Source organism: Frondihabitans sp. VKM Ac-2883 (assembly GCF_015350875.1).
Taxonomy (GTDB): Bacteria; Actinomycetota; Actinomycetes; order Actinomycetales; family Microbacteriaceae; genus Frondihabitans.
Genome location: NZ_JADKSF010000003.1, coordinates 205,737 through 226,550, shown reverse-complemented (window position 1 = coordinate 226,550; position 20,814 = coordinate 205,737). Strand labels below are relative to the sequence as shown.

The following is a 20,814-nucleotide window of genomic DNA, read 5'->3' as shown; positions in this document are numbered from 1 at the left end:
AGCCATTTCGCGCCGCCCGGAGGGGCGGGCCCACAAGCACAAACAAAAGTGGCCAGCCCCGTAGGGGCTAGCCACTTCGCGCCGTCCGGAGGGCGGGCCAGAGAGCACAACGAAAAATGGCCACCCCCGAAGGGAGCAGCCATTTCGCGCCGCCCGGAGGGGCGGGCCCACAAGCACAAACAAAAGTGGCCAGCCCCGTAGGGGCTAGCCACTTTTGATCGTCGGGGTAGCGGGATTCGAACCCACGACCTCCTCGTCCCGAACGAGGCGCGCTACCAAGCTGCGCCACACCCCGAGGTGTGATGCCGCGACCAGGGGCCTAAACCCTCGATTGCGACTCCACTACATTAGCCCATGTTCGAGGCGGTCAGTGTCACGAGCACGGCCTCGGGGCGGCAGGCGAACCGGAACGGCGCGTAGATCGAAGTGCCGAGCCCGGCCGAGACTTCGAGGTGCGCGCTCTTGAAGGCGTGCGTCCACGTGCTGAGGCCGGAGACCTGCTTGCGGGGAATGTCGCAGTTGGTGACGAGGGCGCCGTAGCCGGGCACGCAGACCTGGCCCCCGTGGGTGTGTCCGCCGAAGATGAGCTGGGCGCCGTTGGTGACGAACGAGTTCAGCACCTGCTGGTAGGGGGCGTGGGTGAGCGCGATGCTGACCGATTCGGGGCCGTCTTCGTCTTGCCAGCCGACGTTCTCGCGAAGGTCGTCGAGTGCTCCGGGGACCTTGTCGAGGCGAGCCCACTGCCGGTGGGCGTCGTTGACCCCGAAAAGTTCGAGGCGGGATCCTCGGATTTCGAGCGCGCGCGCGGTGTTGTTGAGGTCGAGCCAGCCGAGCGACTCGAAGAACGACGTGAGCCGGGCGTTGTCGAGATCGTCGGGGGCGCGGTGCGCCTTGCTCGGGCCGCTGAAGTAGGTGAACGGGCTTTTGAACCGGGGCGCGACGTAGTCGTTGGAGCCGTGGACGAAGACACCCGGGATGCCGCGGAACGGCTCGAGGGTGTATTCGATGGCGTCGTACGCGTCGTCGTGCCCCAGGTTGTCTCCGGTGTTGACGACGAGGTCGGGCTCGAGCACGGCGAGAGAGCGGATCCACTCCTGTTTCGCCGTCTGCCACGGAGCCAGATGGATGTCGGAGAGGTGGAGGATCGTGAGCGGCCGGGATCCTGCGGGAAGGATCGCCAGGTGCTCGCGACGCACGGTGAAGCGGTTGCGTTCGACGAGCGCACCGTAGGCGAAGGCGCCGGCCGAGACGACCGCCGCCGCCGTCGACGCGGCCAGGGCTACGTCGGCGGCGCGGCGGGACGTCACGAGCAGTTCCCGGGGTCGCGACCGTCTTTGCCGCCGTTCACGGTCAGGGTGATGGTCGTGTCTTTGGACGCAGAGGTTCCGTCACCCGGGTCGGATGAGATGACGTCACACTTCTGGTCGTCGTCGCCCTGCGCGTACTTCACCGAGACGTTGGTGAAGCCGGCGTCTTCGAGGTCGTTCGTCGCGTCTTCGTAGCTCTTGCCCGAGACCGAGGGCACCTCGGCCGACTTCGAGCCGTCGCTGGTGTACACGGTCACCGACGAGCCATCCGGGACGAGGCTGCCAGCGGCGGGGTTGGTCGCAGACACCTGGCCGGCGGGCAGATCGGACTCTTGCGACCCGCCGTCGACATAGGTGAGGCCCACGCCGCTCAGGAGGTTCTTCGCCGAGTCGACGTCGGAGCCCGTCATAGTGGGCACGTTGACGCCGGTGCCCTGGACGAGATTGCCCGTGGGCGTCGGGAAGGCCGTGCCGGAGTAGACCGTATTGTTGACCGCCTCGATCTCGCGGAAGAGGCTGCTTCTGCTCAGAGAGTAGAGCTGGCCGGAGGGTCCGGCGTACTGCCTGAGGCTGTTGTGGTTTCCCGAAGTATCGCCCATCCAGGTCACCGTGGTGAGCGCGGTGGTCGAGCCGTTGAGCCAGATCTGGTCGGCATCGTTGGTGGTACCCGTCTTGCCGAAGGTCGGCTGGGAGTCGGGCAGGGCGCCACTCGCGGTTCCTCCGGCCTGGAAGACACCCTGGAGCGCCTGAATAGCGGTCGCGGCCACATCGGGGTCGATGGCCTGCTTGCAGCTCTTGGGCTGCCCCGCGATGGTCTTGCCGTTCGGAGCCCGCACCTTGTCGACGACGATGGACTCGCAGAAGACACCCTTGTTGGCGATTCCGGCGTAGGCCGTCGCCATGGTCAGGGGTGCGATCTCGTTCGTGCCGAGGAACGACGAGAAGTTGTCTTGCAACGGCGTCCCGTCAGCGCGGTGAACGCCGAGGCTCTGCGCCACGTTCTTGATGTCGGCGAGGTCGAGCTGCTGGGCCATGTCGGCATACGCGACGTTGACCGAGGCCGCAGTCGCCCGGGCAACCGTCATGTAGCCGGAGATGTACCCCTCGTCGTTCTTCGGCGTGTAGCCAGCGGGGGAATCGCCCGTCACCGTTGATTGCTGCGCCCCGTCGATGGTCATCGTCGGGAACGGGCGAGGGGTGGCGTTGACCAACTCGTTGAGGCCGTGCCCCTTGTCGAGCCAGTCGATGAGCGTGAACGGCTTGTAGGTCGAACCGACCTGGAACCCCTTCGATGCGCCGTATTTCTCGTCGACCGAGTAGTTGAGATAGGTGGTGGGCCCGGTCGTCGACGCCTTGTTATCGGTCGTCAGGTTTTTGTTCTGCGTCATCACGATGACGCGGCCCGTGCCCGGCTCGACCGAGTCGACCACACCGCCGAGCGGGAACCGGGTCTCGGTCGCCGGGGCGTACTGATCGATCTTGCCCTTGGCGTTCGCCGTGAGGTCGAGGTTGATGGTGGTGAACACCTTGTAGCCACCGGTCTTCCAGGCGGCTTCGCGCTTTTCTTCGGTGGAGCCGAGGAAGGCGTACGACTTGATCATGTCGGGAGAAGTCACGTAGTCGCAGAACTGCTGGGCCCCGCCGGCCGTGACAGCCGCACAGCCCTGGACGGCCGGGGTGAGGTGGACGGAGGTGCCGACCTTCTTCGCGAGGCCGGCTTTGAGCACGGCGTCAGAGATGTAGCCCTGAGCGTTCATGGCCTTCAAGATCACGTTGCGGCGAGCGACGTTGTTCTTATAGTTCTTCGGAGTCGACAGATCGCGACTCTCTGGGTACTGCACGATCGCGATGAGGCTCGCGGCCTCGGTCGGCGAGAGGTCTTTCGCGCTCTTGTCGTAGTAGTGCTGAGCCGCTGCCTGCACGCCGTAGGTGGCGTCGCCGAAGTAGGCGATGTTGAGGTAAGCCAGGAGGATCTGGTCTTTGGTGTATTTCTTCTCGAGGCCGATGGCGAACTTCATCTCTTGCAGCTTGCGCGAGACGGTCACCTCCTTGGCATCTTTGATAGCCGCGGCCTGCTTCTTCGGGTCTTTGATGTCTTGCGCCTCCGCGAGACGGATGTTGCGAACGAGCTGCATTGTCAGCGTCGAGCCACCGCCGCTGTCGCCGAGGCCCCCCGCAACCGAGCCGACGCCGGCGCGCACGATGCTGGTCAGGTCGACGCCGCCGTGCTGGTAGAAACGTCGGTCTTCACCGGCGACGACCGCGTGCTTGAGGTTGATCGAGACCTGATCCCAGGTGAGGTTGACCCGGTTCTGGGAGTAGACGGTCGCGAACGGCACCTGGTGGCCGTTCGACTTGCCGTACAGCGTGTTGCGCTGCTGGAGCTGCCCGATCGAGATGAATTCGGGGAGGCCTTCGAAGATACCGATCGACGACGATGCGGTCACACTCGAGACGGCGAGAGCCGGGGTCACACCGATCGTGACGAGGAGACCGGCGAGGGCGCTGAATCCGACGAAGCCGAACAGGGCGCCGACCACGGAGGTAGGCCTCTTTTTTTGGGCAGACATAAGATCAGGGTAAGTGATTCATAACCGCAACTGACTGAACGGACGCCCAATATGGTCCTCTGGGAGTACTTCACCGCTCCGCTGATCGTGCACAACACGACAGCCATCCTCAACAACTTCGGCTCGGAGGGCTGGGAGCTCGTCCAGGTGCTCCAGACGCCCGAGGGCGGCCTTGTCGCCTACCTCAAGCGCCCGGTGCAGCAGGCATGACGTCGATCGACGCGCGCCTCGCCGAACTCGGCATCGAGCTCCCCGAGGTAGCGACCCCGGCCGGCTCCTACGTGCCCGCCCTCCTCGTGGGTTCGATGGTCTACACGTCCGGTCAGCTGCCGTTCGTAGAGGGCGCACTGCCCGCCACCGGCAAGGTGGGAGCGGCTGAAGGCCTGGTGTCGGCGGACGACGCCTACGCCTACGCGCGACAGGCGGCACTGAATGCTCTGGCGGCAGTGAAGTCGGTGCTCGGAAACCTCGACCGAGTGAAGCGGGTGGTGAAGGTGACCGGGTTCGTCGCCTCGAATCCTTCGTTCTCGGGTCAGCCCGGCGTGATCAACGGCGCCTCGAACGTGCTCGGCGAGATCTTCGGCGAGGCGGGCGTGCACGCGCGCAGCGCCGTGGGTGTTGCGGTGTTGCCGCTCGACTCGCCCGTCGAGGTGGAGATCATCCTCGAGATTGACTAGTTCTTCTTAGCGCGCCGAAGGGATGTGCGTCAGCGGCGCCCAGCTCTAGCGAGCTCCCGCCAGGCGCGTCGCGGGTCGCAGTGCCGGACGACCGAGGCTTGTCCGAGGTCCGGCACCGCGACCCGCGGAGCACCAATCAAGCCAGAGCACCCGTCAAATACGAATCGCGTTCATCACGCTGGTGTCGGCAAGAGTCGTCGTATCGCCGATCTCGCGCCCCTCGGCCACATCGCGCAAAAGACGGCGCATAATCTTGCCGGAGCGCGTCTTCGGCAGCTCCTGCACGATCATGACCGTCTTCGGCTTCGCGATCGATCCGATCTCGTGCGCGACGTGACCCCGGAGGGCTGACGCCGCCTCTTCCGGCGACATCGAGCCCGCCTGTGAGGTGCGGAGGATCACGAATGCAACCACCGCCTGCCCGGTCGTCTCGTCGGACGCCCCCACGACAGCCGCCTCGGCCACCAGCGGGTGCGACACGAGTGCGGATTCGATCTCGGCCGTCGAGAGTCGATGGCCGGAGACGTTCATGACGTCGTCGACGCGGCCCAGCAGCCAGATGTCGCCGTCTTCATCTTTGCGCGCCCCGTCGCCGGCGAAGTAGACGGTCGGGCCGAACTTCGACCAGTAGGTCTCGACGTACCGGTCGGGGTCGCCCCAGATGCCGCGGAGCATCGACGGCCAGGGCTCGGTGATGACCAGCAGTCCGCCCTCGCCGTGGCCGACGGGCACACCGGCGTCGTCGACGACGTCGATTGCCACACCGGGGAGGGGAACCTGGGCGGCGCCCGGCTTCAGCGTCGTGAGCCCGGGCAGCGCGGAGATCATGATCGAGCCGGTCTCCGTCTGCCACCAGGTGTCGACGACGGGCGTCTTTCCGCCTCCGATCACGTCGCGGTACCAGACCCAAGCCTCCGGGTTGATCGGCTCGCCCACGCTGCCGAGCAGTCGGAGTGATGAGAGGTCACGTGTCGCGGGGATCTGCCGCCCGGCCTTCATGAAGCCGCGGATGGCCGTCGGGGCCGCGTAGAAGAGCGTGACGCCGTACTTCTCGATGATGTCCCACCAGCGCCCGGGCTCGGGGGAGTCGGGGGTGCCCTCGTAGAGCACCTGCGTCGCCCCGTTGGCGAGCGGGCCGTAGACGACGTAGGTGTGCCCCGTGATCCAGCCGACGTCGGCCGTCGACCAGTAGACGTCGGTCTCGGGGTGCAGATCGAAGACGTTCTTGTGCGAGTACGCGGCGCCGGTCAAGTAGCCGCCCGAGGTGTGGAGGATCCCCTTCGGTTTGCCGGTCGTGCCGCTTGTGTAGAGGATGAAGAGGGGATGCTCCGCCTCGAATGCCTGGGGCTCATGCTCGTCACCGGCCTCGGCCAGGAGGTCGTGCCACCACGCGTCGCGGGAGTCGTTCCAGTCGATGTCGTTGCCACCGCGCTTCACGACGACGACCTTCTCGACGCTGCTCGAGCCGTGCAGGGTCTCGTCGAGTGCCTCGTCGACCGCGGGCTTGAGGGCCGAGACGGCACCCCGACGCCATCCACCGTCGGCCGTGATGACCACCTTCGCTTGCGCGTCGTCGACACGGGCACGAATGCTCTCGGCGCTAAAACCGCCGAAGACGACGGAGTGCACGGCGCCGATCCGCGCGACGGCGAGCATCGCGATGACGGCCTCGGGAATGAGCGGCAGGTAGATGATCACGCGGTCGCCGGCCACGACGCCGAGCGCCAGCAGCATGTTGGCGGCCTTTTTCACCTCTGCGGTGAGCTCGGCATACGTCAGCGTGCGGGTGTCGCCGGGCTCACCCTCCCAGTGAATGGCGACTCGAGCGCCGTTGCCGGCCTCGACATGACGATCGAGGCAGTTGTAGGCCACGTTGAGTGTGCCGTCGTCGAACCACTTCGCAAAGGGCGGGTTGGTCCAGTCAAGGATCCTGGTGAACGGCTTCGACCACGACACCGACTCGCGAGCCTGCTCGGCCCAGAATTCGAGTCGATCCTGCTTCGCCCGGGCCACCAGGTCTTCCGTCGCGACCGCCGATCGGGCGAACTCGGCAGAGGGGGAGAACCGCCTGGTCTCGGTGAGGAGATGGTCGATGTTGTCCGGCATGGATCCTTCTTTCGCGACGGTGCGAGGTGTCGACATACGACACGTGTGGCTCCCGGGAACGATACTCCGGGTCGGGATTCGGATCGACGCGAAATCGCGGATGCCAGCCGGTTGCGCCGCGCTCGTTTTGGGGTACACTCGTTCTTGTCGGACTTGTTCCGACAGGTACCGCCCACGATTCCCCCCAATCGCGCGGTACCGTGGCGGCACCCGTTCCCCCCAACTGGTGCCGCCCCTCTCGTTTAACCCGCCGGTCGGTTTTCGCCGCCCGCGGGTGATGGTCACAGCGGTGCGTAGCGCTTCGCTCCTTACTGGACGAACCGTCAAGAAGCTCAGCTGATCCGGTCTCCACAAGCGCGCTGGCGCACGGAATTCTCCACCCCCGCGGCCGACGTGCGCTCGAGTTGCAGCGGCGATTTACCGTCGACCATGAAATCACTTCAGCACCGGTCGCCTACCGGGTCAGCAGCCGTGTCGTTCCTTCCCGAGCACGACCGACCGCCCGGTCACTCACCCGTCCGATTCGTGCCGTCACCCCTCGGCTCGTCGACCGCCGACCGGGGGACGACTGATCAGATCGGGGTACGAAACGGGGTACGCCGCACCGTACCCCGTCAGTTCGGCCCGCTCCGCTCGCTGATCGCCGATCCGAGCGTCACCGACCTCTTCGTGAACGCGACCGGCGAGGTCGTCGTCGACCGGGGCGCCGGTCATGAGCTCCTCGACGATCTCGTTCTCGGAGAACCGGCCGCCCGGGCGCTCGCGACCGCTCTCATCGGGGCGGGCGGCCGGCACGTCGACGAAGCGAACCCGTGCGCCGACGTGCGTTTGGCCGACGGGATCCGGGTGCACGCGGTGCTCCCTCCCATCTCGACCGGTGGTGCCCTGCTGTCGATACGCGTGCCCGCACTCGAGCCGCTCTCGCTGGACGACCTCGAGGCCTCCGGCGCCTTCGTGACCGTGCCCCGCGCTCTGCTCGTCGACCTCATCCATCGCCGAGTCAACCTGCTCATCACCGGTGCTGCAGGCTCGGGGAAGACGACACTCCTCTCGGCGCTCCTCGCCGAAGCCTCACCCACCGATCGCATCATCACGCTCGAAGACGTCGCCGAACTGCGGATCGATCACCCCCACGTGGTGTCGCTCGAGACTCGGCAGGCCAACCTCGAGGGCGCCGGAGAGATCGGTCTGGCCCGGCTGGTGCGCGAGGCCCTGCGGATGAACCCGGGCCGGCTGATCGTGGGGGAGTGCCGTGGGCCCGAGATCAGAGAGCTGCTGACAGCGCTCAACACGGGGCACGACGGAGGTGCCGGCACCCTGCACGCCAACGGGCTCGATGCTGTTCCGGCACGCCTTGAAGCCGTAGGTGCTCTCGCCGAGCTCTCGCCCGCGGCGGTCGCCCGCCAGGCGGTATCGGCGTTCGGCGCGGTCGTCCACCTGAGCGTCGGCCCACTCGGGCGTCGGGTCTCCGGCGTCGCGCGCCTGACCCTCGACGACGACGGACGCCTCACCACGAAGGCGTACCGGTGAGCCGTCGCGCACATGGTCCCGGTTCATCGACGTCCGGGGCGTCGGCCGCGCGGTCGCTCGAGAGGCTCGCGGTACTGCTCGAGGCGGGGATCGCACCGGCCGCTGCGTGGAGGCATCTGGCCGAGTCGACTCTCGAACCGGACGAGCGTAGGATCCTGGCGCTCACCGCCGACTCCCTCCGCCGCGGGCTCGTCGGCTCGGCGGCGATCTCCTCCGCGTGGTCCGACGCGTGCGCCCCGGTGGTCGCCCGCGCGCAGTGGCTGCAGGCCGCGGCAGCGTGGGAGGTCGCGGAAGCCTCCGGCGCCCCGCTCGCGCACTGCCTGCGGTCGAGCGCCGAGTCGGCGCGGGTGCTCGTGCAAGCCCGTCGAGACGCCCGGGTCGCTGCCAGCGGGCCGGTGGCGACGGCACGGATCGTGCTCGCTCTGCCGGCGTTTGGGATCCTCGTCGCTTTGGGGCTCGGAATCGATACCGTGCGGGTGCTCGCCCTGACGCCCATCGGTTGGGTCTGCGTCGGCATGGCCGGCGCTCTGGTGCTGGCTGCCCGGGCGTGGAACGGGCGGCTTCTCGCCGCTGCGACGCCGCCCGACGGGATTCCCGGGCTCGACCTCGAGCTCATTGCACTGGCGATGCAGGGTGGCGGCGACTGGGGAGCGGCCCGGGCCCGGGTGAGCGCGGCGCTCGAGCGGCACTGCGCGGGCCTGACGATCCCCACCGCTGCCGCCGAGATCGATGCGCTAGTCAGCCTGTCGGAGAATGCGGGGGTGCCGGCGGGAGGGCTGCTCCGGTCGGCCGCCGACGAGCTGCGGCGCGACTCTCGTGCACGGGCCGAAGAGGCCAGCGAGCGGCTGGGCGTTCGACTCATGCTGCCGCTCGGCGTGTGCATCTTGCCGGCGTTCCTCCTCATCGGGGTCGTGCCGCTGATGGTGGCGCTCCTCGCCTCCACAGGGCCGATCGGGTGACGGGTTCTCCCCTTCTCGGTCGAAGCGCTCGGAGCCTGCCGCCTTCTCGATCAGGCTGGAGTCACCGACGAAAGGACATCCGTGCTCATTCCTCCTCTTCCTTTTTCTCTTGCCCTCCGCTTCTCGCGTGGTCGAGCTGCTCTGCGGCGGATCGACCTCGCCGACGACACGGGTGCCGCGACCGCCGAGTACGCGGTCGTGATCATGGCCGGCGTCGCATTCGCGGGCGTGCTCGTGTCGATCGTGCGCTCGGGCCAGGTGCAGGCCATGCTGACCGACCTCGTGCAGAAAGCGCTGACGGTCGCGTGAGTGCGACGATCGAATTCGCGCTCGTGGCTCCAGCGGTCGCCGTCATGATCGGCGTCGCCCTGGCGGCGGTCGGCACGGCGGGGGAGTCGATGAGGCTCGCCGATGCGGCAGGGGCCGCGGCGCGTGCGGCCGGTCGTGGTGACGACCCGGGTGCTCTCGCCCAACGGCTCGTGCCCGGCTCGAGGGTCGAGGTCTCGGGCGACGATCCCGTCTGCGTTCGGCTGGGCCGCACCGTGGCCCTCGGCTGGTTGAGGAGTGGCCTCGACCTCTCGGCGCGAAGCTGTGCTCCCGGTGGCGGGCTCTAGCGCCGTGCCGCTCGCGAAGGTCGCGGCGCGCCCGGGTCGCTCCGCTTATATGCAGTGCTCGCTCTCGGGGTGGGCCGACGCGCGCGGCAGCGTCTCGGTCGTACTCGCGGGGGCGATCGCCGCGGCGACCCTCCTCGTGCAGGCGGTGGTCGCCTCGGGGTCTCTGCTCGTGGCGCGACACGCCCTGGCGGCGACCGCCGACTCGGCCTCCCTCGCTGCCGCCGACGCCGCCGTGGGCCTTCGGCCGGGGTCGCCGTGCGAGGCCGCAGCGGCGCTCGCCGAGGCTCAGTCGGCCGGGCTCGATGCCTGTCAGGTGGAGGGCGACACGGTCACCGTCCGCGTTTCGCGCGGGGTGGGGCTGGTGCCTCTCGCCGCGGTCGCGACGGCCGGTCAGCCGCCCGGTTCTCTCGGCGCGCCCACGGTCGGCTCCAAGGAATGAGGAGCGAGACCCCGGCAGTAGGTGTGTATGGTGTGGCTGTCGGATGCGGCGACTCGCTCGATCTCTCGGATCGGCAGGCGACGAGGCCGTCGCGCATCGCGAACGACGTGGGCCCAACCAGGCCGACACCGCGTCTCCAAGCCGTCTGCACCGTTTGCAGGCAGTCCTTCTGTTCCACCATTCAAGGAGTCCCGTGCCAGGCACGAAGAAACTGGTAATCGTCGAGTCGCCCGCCAAGGCCAAGACGATCGGTCAGTATTTGGGCAGCGACTACGAAGTGCTCGCCTCCGTCGGCCACATTCGCGACCTCGTCGAGCCCAAGAATCTCCCCGCCGACAAGAAGAAGGGCTCGCTCGGCAAGTTCTCCGTCGACGTCGAGAACGGCTTCGAGCCCTACTACGTGGTCTCCGACGCAAAGAAGAAGACGGTCGCCGACCTCAAACGCGCGCTCAAGGGCGCCGACGAGCTCTACCTCGCCACTGATGAGGACCGCGAGGGCGAGGCCATCGCGTGGCACCTCCTGCAAGAACTCAAGCCCAAGGTCCCCGTCAAGCGCATGGTCTTCCACGAGATCACCAAAGATGCGATCCAGAAGGCCCAGGAGAACACCCGCGAACTCGACACGGCTCTCGTCGACGCCCAGGAGACGCGCCGCATTCTCGACCGTCTCTACGGCTACGAGGTCTCGCCCGTTCTCTGGCGCAAGGTCGGGCCGGGTCTTTCCGCCGGTCGTGTGCAGTCGGCCGCTACCCGTCTCGTCGTCGACCGCGAGCGCGAACGCCTCGCGTTCGTCTCGGCGAGCTACTGGGATCTCTCCGGCATCTTCAGCCCCACCGAAGAGCGCTCGCCGTTCCCGGCCCGCCTGGTGCGGGTCGACGGCAGCCGGATCGCCAGCGGCCGCGACTACGACGACCGCGGAAACCTCAAAGGCGACGCGGTCGCCCTCGACGCTGACGCAGCTCAGGCGCTCGCCGCAGCCCTATACGCCCCCGGCGTCGACGTGGTCGTCCGCTCGGTCGAGGCGAAGCCTTACACGCGTCGCCCCGCTGCCCCGTTCACCACTTCGACCCTGCAGCAGGAGGCCGCCCGCAAGCTTCGCTTCTCGGCCCGCCAGACCATGAGCGTGGCGCAGTCTCTCTACGAGAACGGCTACATCACCTACATGCGAACCGACTCGCCGTCGCTCTCGCAGCAGGCGATCACCGCGGCACGCAACCAGGCCTCTTCTCTCTATGGGGCCGATACGATCCCCGAGAAGCCGCGCCTCTACACCGGCAAGAGCAAGAACGCGCAGGAGGCCCACGAGGCCATCCGCCCCTCGGGAGATACCTTCAAGACGCCGCAGCAGCTGGAAGGCACCCTCCGCGGCAATGACTGGAAGCTCTACGACCTGATCTGGAAGCGCACGGTCGCCTCGCAGATGGCCGACGCGAAGGGCTCCACCGCCTCCGTGGTGGTCGCCGCGACGACCGAGGCGCCCGTCACCGGTATCGCCAGCTCCGGCCCGAAGGGCACGATAGCCGAGTTCGTCGCGACCGGCACCGTCATCACGTTCCGCGGCTTCCTCGCGGCCTACGAGGAGGGGCGAGACGAGGACCGCCACTCCACTGACGCCTCGAAAGACGACGCCAAGCTCCCCGTGCTGAAAGAGGGCCAGAAGCTCTCGATCGACGACGTCGAAGCCAAGGGTCACGACACGTCGGCGCCCCCGCGCTACACCGAGGCGAGCCTCGTCAAGACGCTCGAAGAGCTCGGTATTGGGCGCCCCTCGACGTACGCGGCGATCATGTCGACCATCGTCGACCGCGGCTACGTGACTCCCCGGGGCACCGCACTCGTGCCGAACTGGATCGCCTTCTCCGTGGTCCGGCTGCTCGAAGAGTACTTCGGCGACCTCGTGGAGTACGACTTCACCGCGGGCATGGAAGACGACCTCGACCTCATCGCTGGCGGAGAGGCCGACCGCGTCGATTGGCTCAACGGGTTCTACTTCGGCAACGAGTCGCACCGCGGTCTCCGCAAGGTGATCGACAACCTCGGCGAGATCGACGCGCGCGAGATCAACTCGATCGCTCTCGGCGAAGGGTTGACACTGCGCATCGGTCGTTACGGGCCCTACCTCGAGACCCCGAGCGACGACCCCGAGACCCCGCGTCGCGTCAACGTGCCCGAAGACCTCGCTCCCGACGAGCTGACCCCGCAGCGTGCCCGAGAGCTCATCGACGCTCCCGTCGTCGGCGACCGGGTGCTCGGCCTCAACCCCGAGACGGGCAAAGAGGTGCTGGCGAAAGACGGCCGCTTCGGCCCCTACGTGACCGAGCGCACCCCCGAGGTGCCCGAGGCGGAGCCCGCCGTCGACGCGGCCACCGGCGAGGTGCTCGAGAGCGCACCCGAGACCGACACTGCCGCGACCGCCGCTGCCACCGAGACGGCTGCTGCCGCCGGTGCGACCACGGCGAAGGCCCCGGCCAAGAGGGCTCCCGCCAAGAAGGCGCCCAAGAAGGCCGCCCTGCCGAAGGAGCGGACCGCCTCTCTGTTCAAGTCGATGGACGTCGACTCGATCGACCTCGCCACGGCCCTGCGCCTGCTCGACCTGCCTCGCACCGTGGGTCTCGACCCGGAGTCGGGCGACGAGATCCAGGCCCAGAACGGCCGCTACGGTCCGTACCTGAAAAAGGGCACCGACACCCGGTCGCTCACGAGCGAAGACCAGATCTTCGACATCGACCTCGCCGGTGCGCTCGAGCTCTACGCGCAGCCCAAGTACGGTGCGAAGCGTGCCTCCAGCGCCCTGAAGGAGTTCGAGGCACCCGACCCGGTGAGCGGCAAGGTGATCAAGATCAAAGACGGTCGCTTCGGCGCCTACGTCACCGACGGTGAGACCAACGCGACGATCCCGCGCGGCGAGACCGTCGAAGAGGTCGACTTCGATCGCGCCGTTCAGCTGATCGCCGACAAGCGCGCCAAGGGGCCCGCGGTCAAGAAGGCCCCGGCGAAAAAGGCACCCGCCAAGAAGCCCGCGGCGAAGAAGCCCGTAGCCAAGAAGCCGGCCGCGAAGACGACGGCTGCCAAGGCGACCGCTGCAAAGACGACCGCTGCAAAGACGACCGCCGCGAAGACGACAGCTGCTAAAACCGCCGCGGCGAAAAAGTCGGCGGCGGCGAAGACCACCGAGTCTGAGTAGTGGCGGGCCTCTTCATCACGCTGGAGGGGGGCGACGGGGTCGGCAAATCGACCCAGGCCGCCCTCCTCGAGGGGTCTCTCACCGAGGCCGGGCACACCGTCGTCCGCACCCGCGAACCCGGCGGCACCGACCTCGGCTCCGAGATCCGCTCGATGGTGCTCCACCGCCGCGGCCACATCGCGCCGCGCGCCGAAGCCCTCCTCTACGCCGCCGATCGCGCTCACCACGTGGCCACCGTCGTCCGGCCGGCCCTCGAGCGCGGCGATGTCGTGCTCCAAGACCGGTACCTCGACTCCTCTGTCGCCTACCAGGGGGCCGGCCGCGTGCTCGGCGCCGACGAGGTCCGCGACCTGTCGCTGTGGGCCGTCGAGGGGCTCCTGCCCGACCTCACCGTGCTGCTCGACCTCGACGAGACCGCGAGCAGGTCGCGCCTCGACTCGTCGCGCACCGAATACGACCGGCTCGAGGCGGAGGCCGCCGACTTCCACGCGCGAGTTCGCCACGCCTTCCTCGACCTCGCCGCGGCCGAACCCGACCGCTTCCTCGTGCTCGACGCGTCCCTTGACCGCGCCGACATCGCCCGCGCCATCGGCGACCGGGTCAGAGAGCTGCTCGGCTGACATGGGCGTCTGGAGCAACCTCACCGGCCAAAACGAGGCCATCCGCACGCTGCAGGCCGCAGCCAGCCACGATCCGGGCAACCGGGCCATGGCGCACTCCTGGCTGATCACGGGCCCCCCAGGATCCGGCCGCTCCAACCTCGCCTACGCGTTCGCGGCGGCGCTTCTCTCCCGAGGCCCCGACGACGAAGACGCGACTCTGCGGCAGGTGCAGGCTCGCTCGCACCCCGACCTGGCCGTGCTCGCCACCGAGCTCGTCATCATCACCATCGACCAGGTGCGCGAACTCGTCAAAGCGTCGTACTATTCGCCGAGCGTCGGCCGCTACCGCGTCGTCGTCGTCGAAGACGCCGACCGCATGAGCGAGCACTCGTCGAACGTGCTGCTCAAAGCGCTCGAAGAGCCACCCGTGTCGACAGTGTGGATCCTCTGCGCCCCGAGCGAGGCCGACCTGCTACCGACCATCCGGTCACGGGTCCGGAGCCTCGGCCTGCGCGTGCCCTCCATCGACGACGTGGCGGCGCTGCTTCGCGACCGAGACGGCGTCGACCCCGAGACGGCGGTCGTGGCCGCCCGGGAGGCCCAAAGCCACATCGGGATGGCGCGGCGTCTGGCCACGGATCCTGAAGCGCGTGCCCGTCGCCGCCAGACCCTTGAAACGGCCCTCTCGATCCGGTCGACCTCCGACGCCGTGATCGCCGCGGCGACCCTTCTCGCTGTCGCCGGCGAAGACGCGAAGTCGTTCACGGCCGAGCACGACGAAGAAGAACGCAAAGCGGCACTCCGATCGCTCGGCGTCGCCGAGGGTGGCACAGTGCCGCCAGCACTGCGCGCACAGCTGCGGGCGATGGAAGACGACCAGAAGCGTCGCGCGAAACGGGGGCTGCACGACGGGCTCGACCGGATCCTCGTCGATTTGCTCTCGCTCTACCGCGACGTGCTGCTGCTGCAGCTCGGAGCCGCGGGGGAGCCGATCAACGACAGCATCCGCCCGGCCCTCGAAAGCGCCGCCGGAGCCTCGACCCCGGCGACCACCCTCAAGGTGCTCGATGCGATCAGCACGGCCCGCACCCGGGTCGACCGCAACGTGTCGCCGGCCCTCGTGCTCGAGGCCATGCTGATCGCTGTCAGCCGCCACGCCGTCCGGTAAGCAAAGATAGGCACATGCCCGAAGCACAACCCGGACTCCGCGAACGCAAACGACTCGCGACACGTCGAGCCATCCAGGTCGCAGTGCTGCGACTCGTCCGCGACAACGGCTACGACGCCGTCACCGTCGACATGATCGGTCGGGAGGCCGACGTGTCGCCGCGCACCTTCTTCAACTACTTCCCCTCGAAAGAAGAAGCGGTCGTCGGCGACCCGCCGCACATCCCCGACGGGCCCGAGATCGACCACTTCGTCGCCGGGGGAGGGCGCGACCGCCTGCTGGCCGACCTCGTCGACCTCGTCGGGCGCGCCATGGAGGTGATCGTCACCGACCGCGAGCTCGTGCACTGGCGCCGAGCCGTGCTGCGCGACCACCCCGAGCTCTTCGCCCGGCGCAGTGCCGGGCTGCACGAATTCGAAGCGCAGCTGCTCGACCTCCTCGAACGCCGCTTCGCCGTCGACGACCCGGGCCTCGCCGCCGACCCTGCAGCGCTCCGCGCAGAAGCGGGCCTCGCCTCCCTCGTCGTCATGGCGACCCTCCGCCACGCCTGGACCGCCTGGATCGACCCCGCAGTCACCCCGGCACGCGACGACAACCCCGAAAAGAGCCTCCGCGCGCAACTCGACGCGAGCTTCCAGGCCCTCGGCACCCTGTGGTCACGGCAGAGCCCCGCGATCGGGTAATGTATCTGACTGTGCGTTCGGGCCAACCCCCGAAACCACGCCGCCTTAGCTCAGTCGGTAGAGCGTCTCACTCGTAATGAGAAGGTCGTCGGTTCGATTCCGACAGGCGGCTCACCTCCGTGTACCGTGTTCGCAGCCCCTTCGGGGCGCTCCCCGATGTCGGTGTTTCGTGCCTGTCTGGCGGCTCTCGCCGCTGCGGCGTCGCTTCGCTCGCCGCGGACGCGGGAGGCGGCGCTGCGCAGGGCCCCGCCAGAGACGCGGGAGGCGGCGCTGCGCAGGGCCCCGCCGGAGACGCGGGCCTTCAGCATACGAAAAACGGGCTTGGCGCCTCGAAAGCGGCCCATCTTCTCGAAATCGTAGGGTGAGGGTACGCGACCCGCAACGGACCACGAGCGAGCCGGACGTAGTTCGTGCCGCTCAAGGCGAGCTACTCGCTGTCCGCCTCCTACACCCCGGCCACGACCGCGGTGAAGGCGTCGACCAGCGCGGCGAAGACCGTGAAGGTCGCCAAGGGTGCAGCAACGATCACGACCAACAAGGTCGCGACCACGCACTCGACCAAGGGCGCCGCGCTCACCGTCAAGGTGGCCGTCGCGAAGTCGACGGCGACCGGCACCATCACGGTCAAGGAGGGCACCAAGACCCTCGTGGCGAAGAAGGCGCTGAAGAGCGGCAAGCTCTCGGTCACGCTGCCGAAGCTCAAGGTCGGCACCCACAAGCTGACCGTGAAGTACAGCGGCAGCTCGATCTGGAAGACCGCCGCCAAGTCGGTCTCCGTAAAGATCGTCAAGTAGCACCCCCTGCGGGCCGGTCGCCTCGTGCGACCGGCCCGCTTCCCCCGTTCCTCCTCCCGACTGGCACACCACATGACCACCACCGTCCGCCCCTCGAGCGGCCCGAGCGCCCTCCTGCGGCGTCTCCGTCGGCCGACCCGCCCCGTCACCCGGGCACCCCGCTCGGACGCCGGGTCCGCGGGCTGGTCCGATCTCGACACCACGAGCCCCGCCGCCCAGTCGTTCCCCGCGCTGTCGACCCCCGACCGCCTCCGCTTCTCGGGCTCGGCCATCATCGTCGTCGGCCTGCTCGCGGTGGGCTTCGTCGCCCAGTTCGCCGGCGTCTCGCAGATCAGCGCCGTCCGCGACCAGCAGCTGTCGGTCTCGGATTTCCGCTACCAGCTCGCGAACGCCACCGCCCCGGTCGGCCAGACCGGCACCGACGGGCACCTGCACGCCCTCGGCACCCCGGTGGCGATCCTCGAGATCCCGTCGATCGGTCTGAACCAGGTCGTGCTCGAGGGCACCTCCTCGTCGGTCACCGAGGGCGGGCCGGGTCACCGGCGCGACACACCGCTTCCCGGCCAGCAGGGCGCCAGCGTGGTCTACGGCCGTCAGGCCTCGAACGGTGCGCCGTTCGCCCACCTCGCCTCGCTCAAGGCCGGCGACGTCATCGTCGCGACGACCGGACAAGGATCCGCGAAGTACCCCGTGATCGGTGTCCGCCACGAGGGGGATCCCGTGCCGAAGGCGATGGCGTCGGGCGGCGGCCGACTGACCCTGGTCAGCGCCGAGGGGATGCCGTTCTTCCCCGATGGGATCGTCCGCGTCGATGCGACTCTCACGTCAGCCGCTCAGCCGACACCCCAGACCGTGCTCGACTACGCCGCGCTGGGCCAGGAGGAGCTCCCGATGGTCGGCGACGGCGAAGCCTGGCCGTTCCTGCTGCTCGGGCTGATCCTCCTCTTTGGCCTGATCACGCTCTTCGCGCTGAGCACACGCTTCTGGGGACGACGACAGACCTGGGTCGTCGCCGTACCGGTGCTCCTCGCCGTCGGGCTCGTCGCCGCCCGACAGACCATGATCCTGCTTCCCAACCTGATGTGATTCGAGAACTCCCATGACTACTGCACCCGTTCCCGCACCGGTGTCCGGCACGGCCCCGCTCGACGCGCCTTCCGGTCCGTCCGCCGGTGTGCCGACCGGCCTCGCCACCACCGCCGAGTTCGGCGCCTGGTTTGACGAACCCGCCGTCGACACGACCGCCCTGCCCACCCTCGCCACCCTCGACGCTCGCGCGATCTCCGCCTGGTTCGGCGACCGCAAGGTGCTCGACCGGGTGTCGCTGACCATGCAGCCGGGGGAGGTGACGGCGCTGATCGGACCCTCGGGGTGCGGTAAGAGCACGTTCCTCCGGATCCTCAATCGCATGCACGAACTCGTGCCGAGCGCCTCACTCGCTGGCGAGGTGCTGCTCGACGGCGTCGACGTGTACGACGCGAGCCGCCGCATCACCGACGCCCGTCGTCAGATCGGAATGGTCTTTCAGAAGCCCAACCCGTTCCCGGCGATGAGCATCCAAGACAACGTGCTCTCGGGGCTGGCGCTGACCGGCGTGAAGCTCGACAAGTCGGCGAAGGCGGATCTCGTCGAGGAGACCCTTCTCAAGGCCGGCCTCTGGACCGAGGTGAAGGACCGCCTGCGCCAGCCGGGCGGCGGTCTCTCGGGCGGCCAGCAGCAGCGGCTTTGCATCGCTCGCTCGCTCGCCGTGCGCCCGCGAGTGCTGCTGATGGACGAGCCGTGCTCCGCACTCGACCCGACGTCGACGCGCCGCATCGAGCGGACGATCACCGAGCTCGCAACCGACGTGACCATCGTCATCGTGACCCACAACATGCAGCAGGCCCAGCGCGTCTCGAAGCGCTGCGCCTTCTTCCTCGCCGAGGCGGGCACCCCCGGTGCCATCGTCGAACACGGGCTCACCGAGGCCATGTTCGACCGCCCCCAGGATCCCCGGACTTCCGACTACGTCAACGGCCGCTTCGGCTGACGGGTCGTCCGGGCGAGGGAGCACCGGTGCTGGTGCGCCCCCCGGGTCCCGTCTCGCGCGAGCAGTTTCGGGACGGCGAGACGGGACCCCACCAACCGCGCCGAGCGCGGCATCTCGGCACGGCTGTTCGGCGTGGGGCTCGGTGAATTGAGGGCGGGATCGTGACAGTCTTGACCGCGTGAACAGCTCGCGCGTCATCGTCGTCGGATCAGCGAATCAGGACTACCTCGTCCGCACCCCGAGGTCACCCCGGCCCGGTGAGACGACCATCGCGACGAGCCTCGCCAAGCAGCCCGGCGGCAAGGGCGCGAACCAAGCCGTCGCCGCCGCGCGGTTGGGGGCAGACGTCCACTTCGTCGGCGCAGTCGGTCGGGATGACGACGGCGCGCGGATCCTTCGCTCCCTTCAGACCGACGGCGTCTCGATCGACGACGTCTCGATCATCGACAGCCAGCCGACCGGCCTGGCCTTGATCATGGTCGACGACGCCGGCGAGAACTCGATCACGGTCGTCTCGGGGGCCAACAGCACCGTGACGGCCGACCGCGCCTCGCGGGCCGTGCGGCGCTTGGCGCAGCCCGGGGCGATCCTGTCTCTTCAGGGAGAGCTCTCCGTTGCCGTGCTCGAGGCCAGCGTGCGGGCCGCCGCCGACACGGGGCTCCGCGTTCTGATCAATCTCGCGCCCTTTGCGCCGATCGCGAGCGACGTGATCGCTCTGGCCGACCCCCTCGTGCTCAACGAGGGCGAGGCCGCCGAGATGACCGGACTTCCCGTGGCCGACCGGGAGGGGGCCGACGGGGCCCTCGCGGCCCTTCGGTCGCGGGCACGATCGGTCGTCATCACGCTCGGGCCCGAGGGAGCGATCTGGGCGACATCCGACGCGACCGGGCACGCACCCGCGGAGGCGACCGGCGAGGTCGTCGACACGACCGGGGCAGGCGACGCCTTCACCGGCGCGATGGCCTCAGCGATCGCCCGTGGCAGCTCGCTCGCCGACGCGGTGAGCCTCGGCACCCGTGCTGGCAGCTTCGCGATCCACGGCCTCGGGGCGCAGTCCTCGTACGCGAGGGCCGCCGACCTCGACATCTGACAGGATCGACCCATGTCACGTATTCGCTGGGGAATCCTCGGTCCGGGCGGTATCGCCTCCACCTTCGTCGCCGACCTCGTCGGTGCTCGCGAACAGGGCGTCGACCTCGACGTGACCGCGGTCGGCTCGCGCACGCCGGCCACCGCACAGAAGTTCGCCGACGAGTTCGGCATCGCCCAGGCGCACGGCAGCTACGAAGCGCTGGTGGCTGACGACACCGTCGATGCGATCTACATCGCCACCCCGCACGCCTTCCATCGAGACCAGGCCCTCCTCGCCATCGCCGCCGGCAAGCACGTGCTGATCGAGAAGCCGATCACGCTGAACGCCGACGAGGCACGCGAGGTCTACGCCGCGGCAGAGCAAGCCGGCGTGATCGCGCTGGAGGCGATGTGGACGCGATTCCTGCCGCAGAATCGGGAGCTCCGTCGGATCCTGCGTTCGGGAGCCATCGGCGACCTCCGTCTCTTCACCGGTACGCACGCGCAGAAGCTGCCGAGCGACCCCGACCACCGTCTCAACGACCCGGCGCTCGGTGGCGGGGCTCTGCTCGACCTCGGGGTCTACCCGGTGGCGTTCGCGCTCGACGTGCTGGGTGCGCCGACCTCGGTCAGCGCCAGCGGAGTGCTGAGCGACCGCGGCGTCGACCGGTCGTCAGGTGTCGTGCTGTCGCATGACGGAGGAGCGACCTCGCTGATCTACAGCGCCCTCGACGTCGCGCTCGTCAACAGCGCCCGGATCGACGGTACCGACGGCCGTATCGAGATCGACGACACGTTCTTCGCCCCGTCGGGGTTCAGCGTGTACACCGCCGACGGGTCGCTGGTGACGCGCTACGACGCCGACGACGACGGGCTGCGCGGAATGCAGTTCCAGGCGTTCGAGCTGGCGCGCCTCGTCGACGAGGGCTGGAGCGACGACGCCGCCCTCACGCCGGCCGCGTCGATCGCGGTCATGGAGACGATGGACGAGGTGCGACGCCAGCTCGGCGTCGTGTATCCCGGCGGCAGGTAGGGGCCAGCCTCGCTCGGGGGCTGGCGTTCTCGCTGACGTTTCGTAGGA

General features: G+C 68.6%; 19 protein-coding genes and 2 tRNA genes. 17 read left to right on the top strand and 4 right to left on the bottom strand.

Annotated features, from left to right (window positions below; genetic code table 11):
* Nucleotides 1-221 precede the first annotated feature (221 nt).
* The 3 genes from ITJ49_RS07270 to ITJ49_RS07260 all read right to left on the bottom strand — a co-directional run bounded on the left by ITJ49_RS07270 (nt 222) and on the right by ITJ49_RS07260 (nt 3,877).
* Nucleotides 222-295 (bottom strand) — tRNA-Pro (locus ITJ49_RS07270).
* Nucleotides 296-347: 52 nt separating this feature from the next.
* The gene (locus tag ITJ49_RS07265) at nt 348-1,307 is read right to left on the bottom strand and encodes a metallophosphoesterase (RefSeq protein ID WP_370544406.1); all 960 of its coding nucleotides are present in this window, start codon (nt 1,305-1,307) and stop codon (nt 348-350) included.
* A complete protein-coding gene (locus tag ITJ49_RS07260) occupies nt 1,304-3,877 on the bottom strand; it encodes a transglycosylase domain-containing protein (RefSeq protein ID WP_194603378.1) in 2,574 nt (857 codons plus the stop codon). Before ITJ49_RS07260 ends, ITJ49_RS07265 begins: the two co-directional genes overlap by 4 nt.
* A 51-nt stretch (nt 3,878-3,928) precedes the next feature.
* Between ITJ49_RS07260 and ITJ49_RS07255 the strand changes: the two genes are divergently transcribed.
* Together ITJ49_RS07255 and ITJ49_RS07250 are read left to right on the top strand one after the other, a co-directional pair.
* Nucleotides 3,929-4,087, top strand: coding sequence for a hypothetical protein (locus ITJ49_RS07255; RefSeq protein WP_194603375.1), 159 nt, complete (start codon nt 3,929-3,931; stop codon nt 4,085-4,087).
* Nucleotides 4,084-4,554 carry a RidA family protein gene (locus tag ITJ49_RS07250; RefSeq protein ID WP_194603373.1) on the top strand — a complete coding sequence of 157 codons (471 nt, stop codon included), beginning with the start codon at nt 4,084-4,086 and terminating at the stop codon, nt 4,552-4,554. Before ITJ49_RS07255 ends, ITJ49_RS07250 begins: the two co-directional genes overlap by 4 nt.
* Before the next feature lie 153 nt (nt 4,555-4,707).
* Here the strand turns inward: ITJ49_RS07250 and acs are convergent, their stop codons facing one another.
* Nucleotides 4,708-6,660 (bottom strand): acetate--CoA ligase, encoded by a 1,953-nt coding sequence (acs, locus tag ITJ49_RS07245; RefSeq protein WP_194603997.1) that lies wholly within the window; start codon nt 6,658-6,660, stop codon nt 4,708-4,710.
* Nucleotides 6,661-7,089: 429 nt separating this feature from the next.
* On the opposite strand from acs, the gene ITJ49_RS07240 reads away from it, so the two are divergent.
* The 15 genes from ITJ49_RS07240 (at nt 7,090) to ITJ49_RS07170 (ending at nt 20,766) form a co-directional block, all read left to right on the top strand.
* Nucleotides 7,090-8,190: a TadA family conjugal transfer-associated ATPase gene (locus ITJ49_RS07240; RefSeq protein ID WP_194603370.1), complete on the top strand. Its 1,101-nt coding sequence runs from the start codon at nt 7,090-7,092 to the stop codon at nt 8,188-8,190.
* Nucleotides 8,187-9,149 (top strand): type II secretion system F family protein, encoded by a 963-nt coding sequence (locus ITJ49_RS18185; RefSeq protein ID WP_194603367.1) that lies wholly within the window; start codon nt 8,187-8,189, stop codon nt 9,147-9,149. Before ITJ49_RS07240 ends, ITJ49_RS18185 begins: the two co-directional genes overlap by 4 nt.
* An 81-nt stretch (nt 9,150-9,230) precedes the next feature.
* Nucleotides 9,231-9,458 carry a DUF4244 domain-containing protein gene (locus ITJ49_RS07230; protein ID WP_194603363.1) on the top strand — a complete coding sequence of 76 codons (228 nt, stop codon included), beginning with the start codon at nt 9,231-9,233 and terminating at the stop codon, nt 9,456-9,458.
* A complete protein-coding gene (locus ITJ49_RS07225; protein WP_194603360.1) occupies nt 9,455-9,763 on the top strand; it encodes a TadE family type IV pilus minor pilin in 309 nt (102 codons plus the stop codon). The genes ITJ49_RS07230 and ITJ49_RS07225 overlap by 4 nt, the downstream gene beginning before the upstream one ends.
* Nucleotides 9,750-10,202 (top strand): Rv3654c family TadE-like protein, encoded by a 453-nt coding sequence (locus ITJ49_RS07220; protein WP_194603357.1) that lies wholly within the window; start codon nt 9,750-9,752, stop codon nt 10,200-10,202. The genes ITJ49_RS07225 and ITJ49_RS07220 overlap by 14 nt, the downstream gene beginning before the upstream one ends.
* Before the next feature lie 193 nt (nt 10,203-10,395).
* The gene (topA, locus tag ITJ49_RS07215) at nt 10,396-13,386 is read left to right on the top strand and encodes a type I DNA topoisomerase (RefSeq protein ID WP_194603354.1); all 2,991 of its coding nucleotides are present in this window, start codon (nt 10,396-10,398) and stop codon (nt 13,384-13,386) included.
* Nucleotides 13,386-14,006 carry a dTMP kinase gene (tmk, locus tag ITJ49_RS07210; RefSeq protein WP_194603352.1) on the top strand — a complete coding sequence of 207 codons (621 nt, stop codon included), beginning with the start codon at nt 13,386-13,388 and terminating at the stop codon, nt 14,004-14,006. Before topA ends, tmk begins: the two co-directional genes overlap by 1 nt.
* 1 nt (nt 14,007) lies before the next feature.
* Nucleotides 14,008-15,156: a DNA polymerase III subunit delta' gene (locus ITJ49_RS07205; RefSeq protein ID WP_055959540.1), complete on the top strand. Its 1,149-nt coding sequence runs from the start codon at nt 14,008-14,010 to the stop codon at nt 15,154-15,156.
* Nucleotides 15,157-15,170: 14 nt separating this feature from the next.
* Nucleotides 15,171-15,839: a TetR/AcrR family transcriptional regulator gene (locus tag ITJ49_RS07200; RefSeq protein WP_194603349.1), complete on the top strand. Its 669-nt coding sequence runs from the start codon at nt 15,171-15,173 to the stop codon at nt 15,837-15,839.
* Between the two features lie 39 nt (nt 15,840-15,878).
* A tRNA-Thr gene (locus ITJ49_RS07195) sits at nt 15,879-15,951 on the top strand.
* A gap of 298 nt (nt 15,952-16,249) precedes the next feature.
* Entirely contained in the window at nt 16,250-16,633 is a 384-nt protein-coding gene (locus ITJ49_RS07190; protein WP_194603346.1) for an Ig-like domain repeat protein, read from the top strand.
* Nucleotides 16,634-16,705: 72 nt separating this feature from the next.
* Entirely contained in the window at nt 16,706-17,719 is a 1,014-nt protein-coding gene (locus tag ITJ49_RS07185; protein ID WP_194603343.1) for a sortase, read from the top strand.
* Between the two features lie 13 nt (nt 17,720-17,732).
* Nucleotides 17,733-18,662, top strand: a complete 930-nt coding sequence (locus ITJ49_RS07180) for a phosphate ABC transporter ATP-binding protein (RefSeq protein ID WP_194603340.1) — start codon at nt 17,733-17,735, stop codon at nt 18,660-18,662.
* 178 nt (nt 18,663-18,840) lie between these two features.
* Entirely contained in the window at nt 18,841-19,752 is a 912-nt protein-coding gene (locus ITJ49_RS07175) for a ribokinase (protein ID WP_194603337.1), read from the top strand.
* Nucleotides 19,753-19,764: 12 nt separating this feature from the next.
* Nucleotides 19,765-20,766: a Gfo/Idh/MocA family protein gene (locus ITJ49_RS07170; RefSeq protein ID WP_194603334.1), complete on the top strand. Its 1,002-nt coding sequence runs from the start codon at nt 19,765-19,767 to the stop codon at nt 20,764-20,766.
* Nucleotides 20,767-20,814 lie beyond the last annotated feature (48 nt).

Excerpts from the sequence above, each read along its gene's own strand:
- ITJ49_RS07260 (WP_194603378.1), bottom strand. The coding sequence starts at position 3,877 with ATGTCTGCCCAAAAAAAGAGGCCTACCTCCGTGGTCGGCGCCCTGTTC.
- ITJ49_RS07255 (WP_194603375.1), top strand. The coding sequence starts at position 3,929 with ATGGTCCTCTGGGAGTACTTCACCGCTCCGCTGATCGTGCACAACACG.
- ITJ49_RS07250 (WP_194603373.1), top strand. The coding sequence starts at position 4,084 with ATGACGTCGATCGACGCGCGCCTCGCCGAACTCGGCATCGAGCTCCCC.
- acs (WP_194603997.1), bottom strand. The coding sequence starts at position 6,660 with ATGCCGGACAACATCGACCATCTCCTCACCGAGACCAGGCGGTTCTCC.
- ITJ49_RS07240 (WP_194603370.1), top strand. The coding sequence starts at position 7,090 with ATGAAATCACTTCAGCACCGGTCGCCTACCGGGTCAGCAGCCGTGTCG.
- ITJ49_RS07205 (WP_055959540.1), top strand. The coding sequence starts at position 14,008 with ATGGGCGTCTGGAGCAACCTCACCGGCCAAAACGAGGCCATCCGCACG.
- ITJ49_RS07200 (WP_194603349.1), top strand. The coding sequence starts at position 15,171 with ATGCCCGAAGCACAACCCGGACTCCGCGAACGCAAACGACTCGCGACA.
- ITJ49_RS07185 (WP_194603343.1), top strand. The coding sequence starts at position 16,706 with ATGACCACCACCGTCCGCCCCTCGAGCGGCCCGAGCGCCCTCCTGCGG.
- ITJ49_RS07180 (WP_194603340.1), top strand. The coding sequence starts at position 17,733 with ATGACTACTGCACCCGTTCCCGCACCGGTGTCCGGCACGGCCCCGCTC.
- ITJ49_RS07170 (WP_194603334.1), top strand. The coding sequence starts at position 19,765 with ATGTCACGTATTCGCTGGGGAATCCTCGGTCCGGGCGGTATCGCCTCC.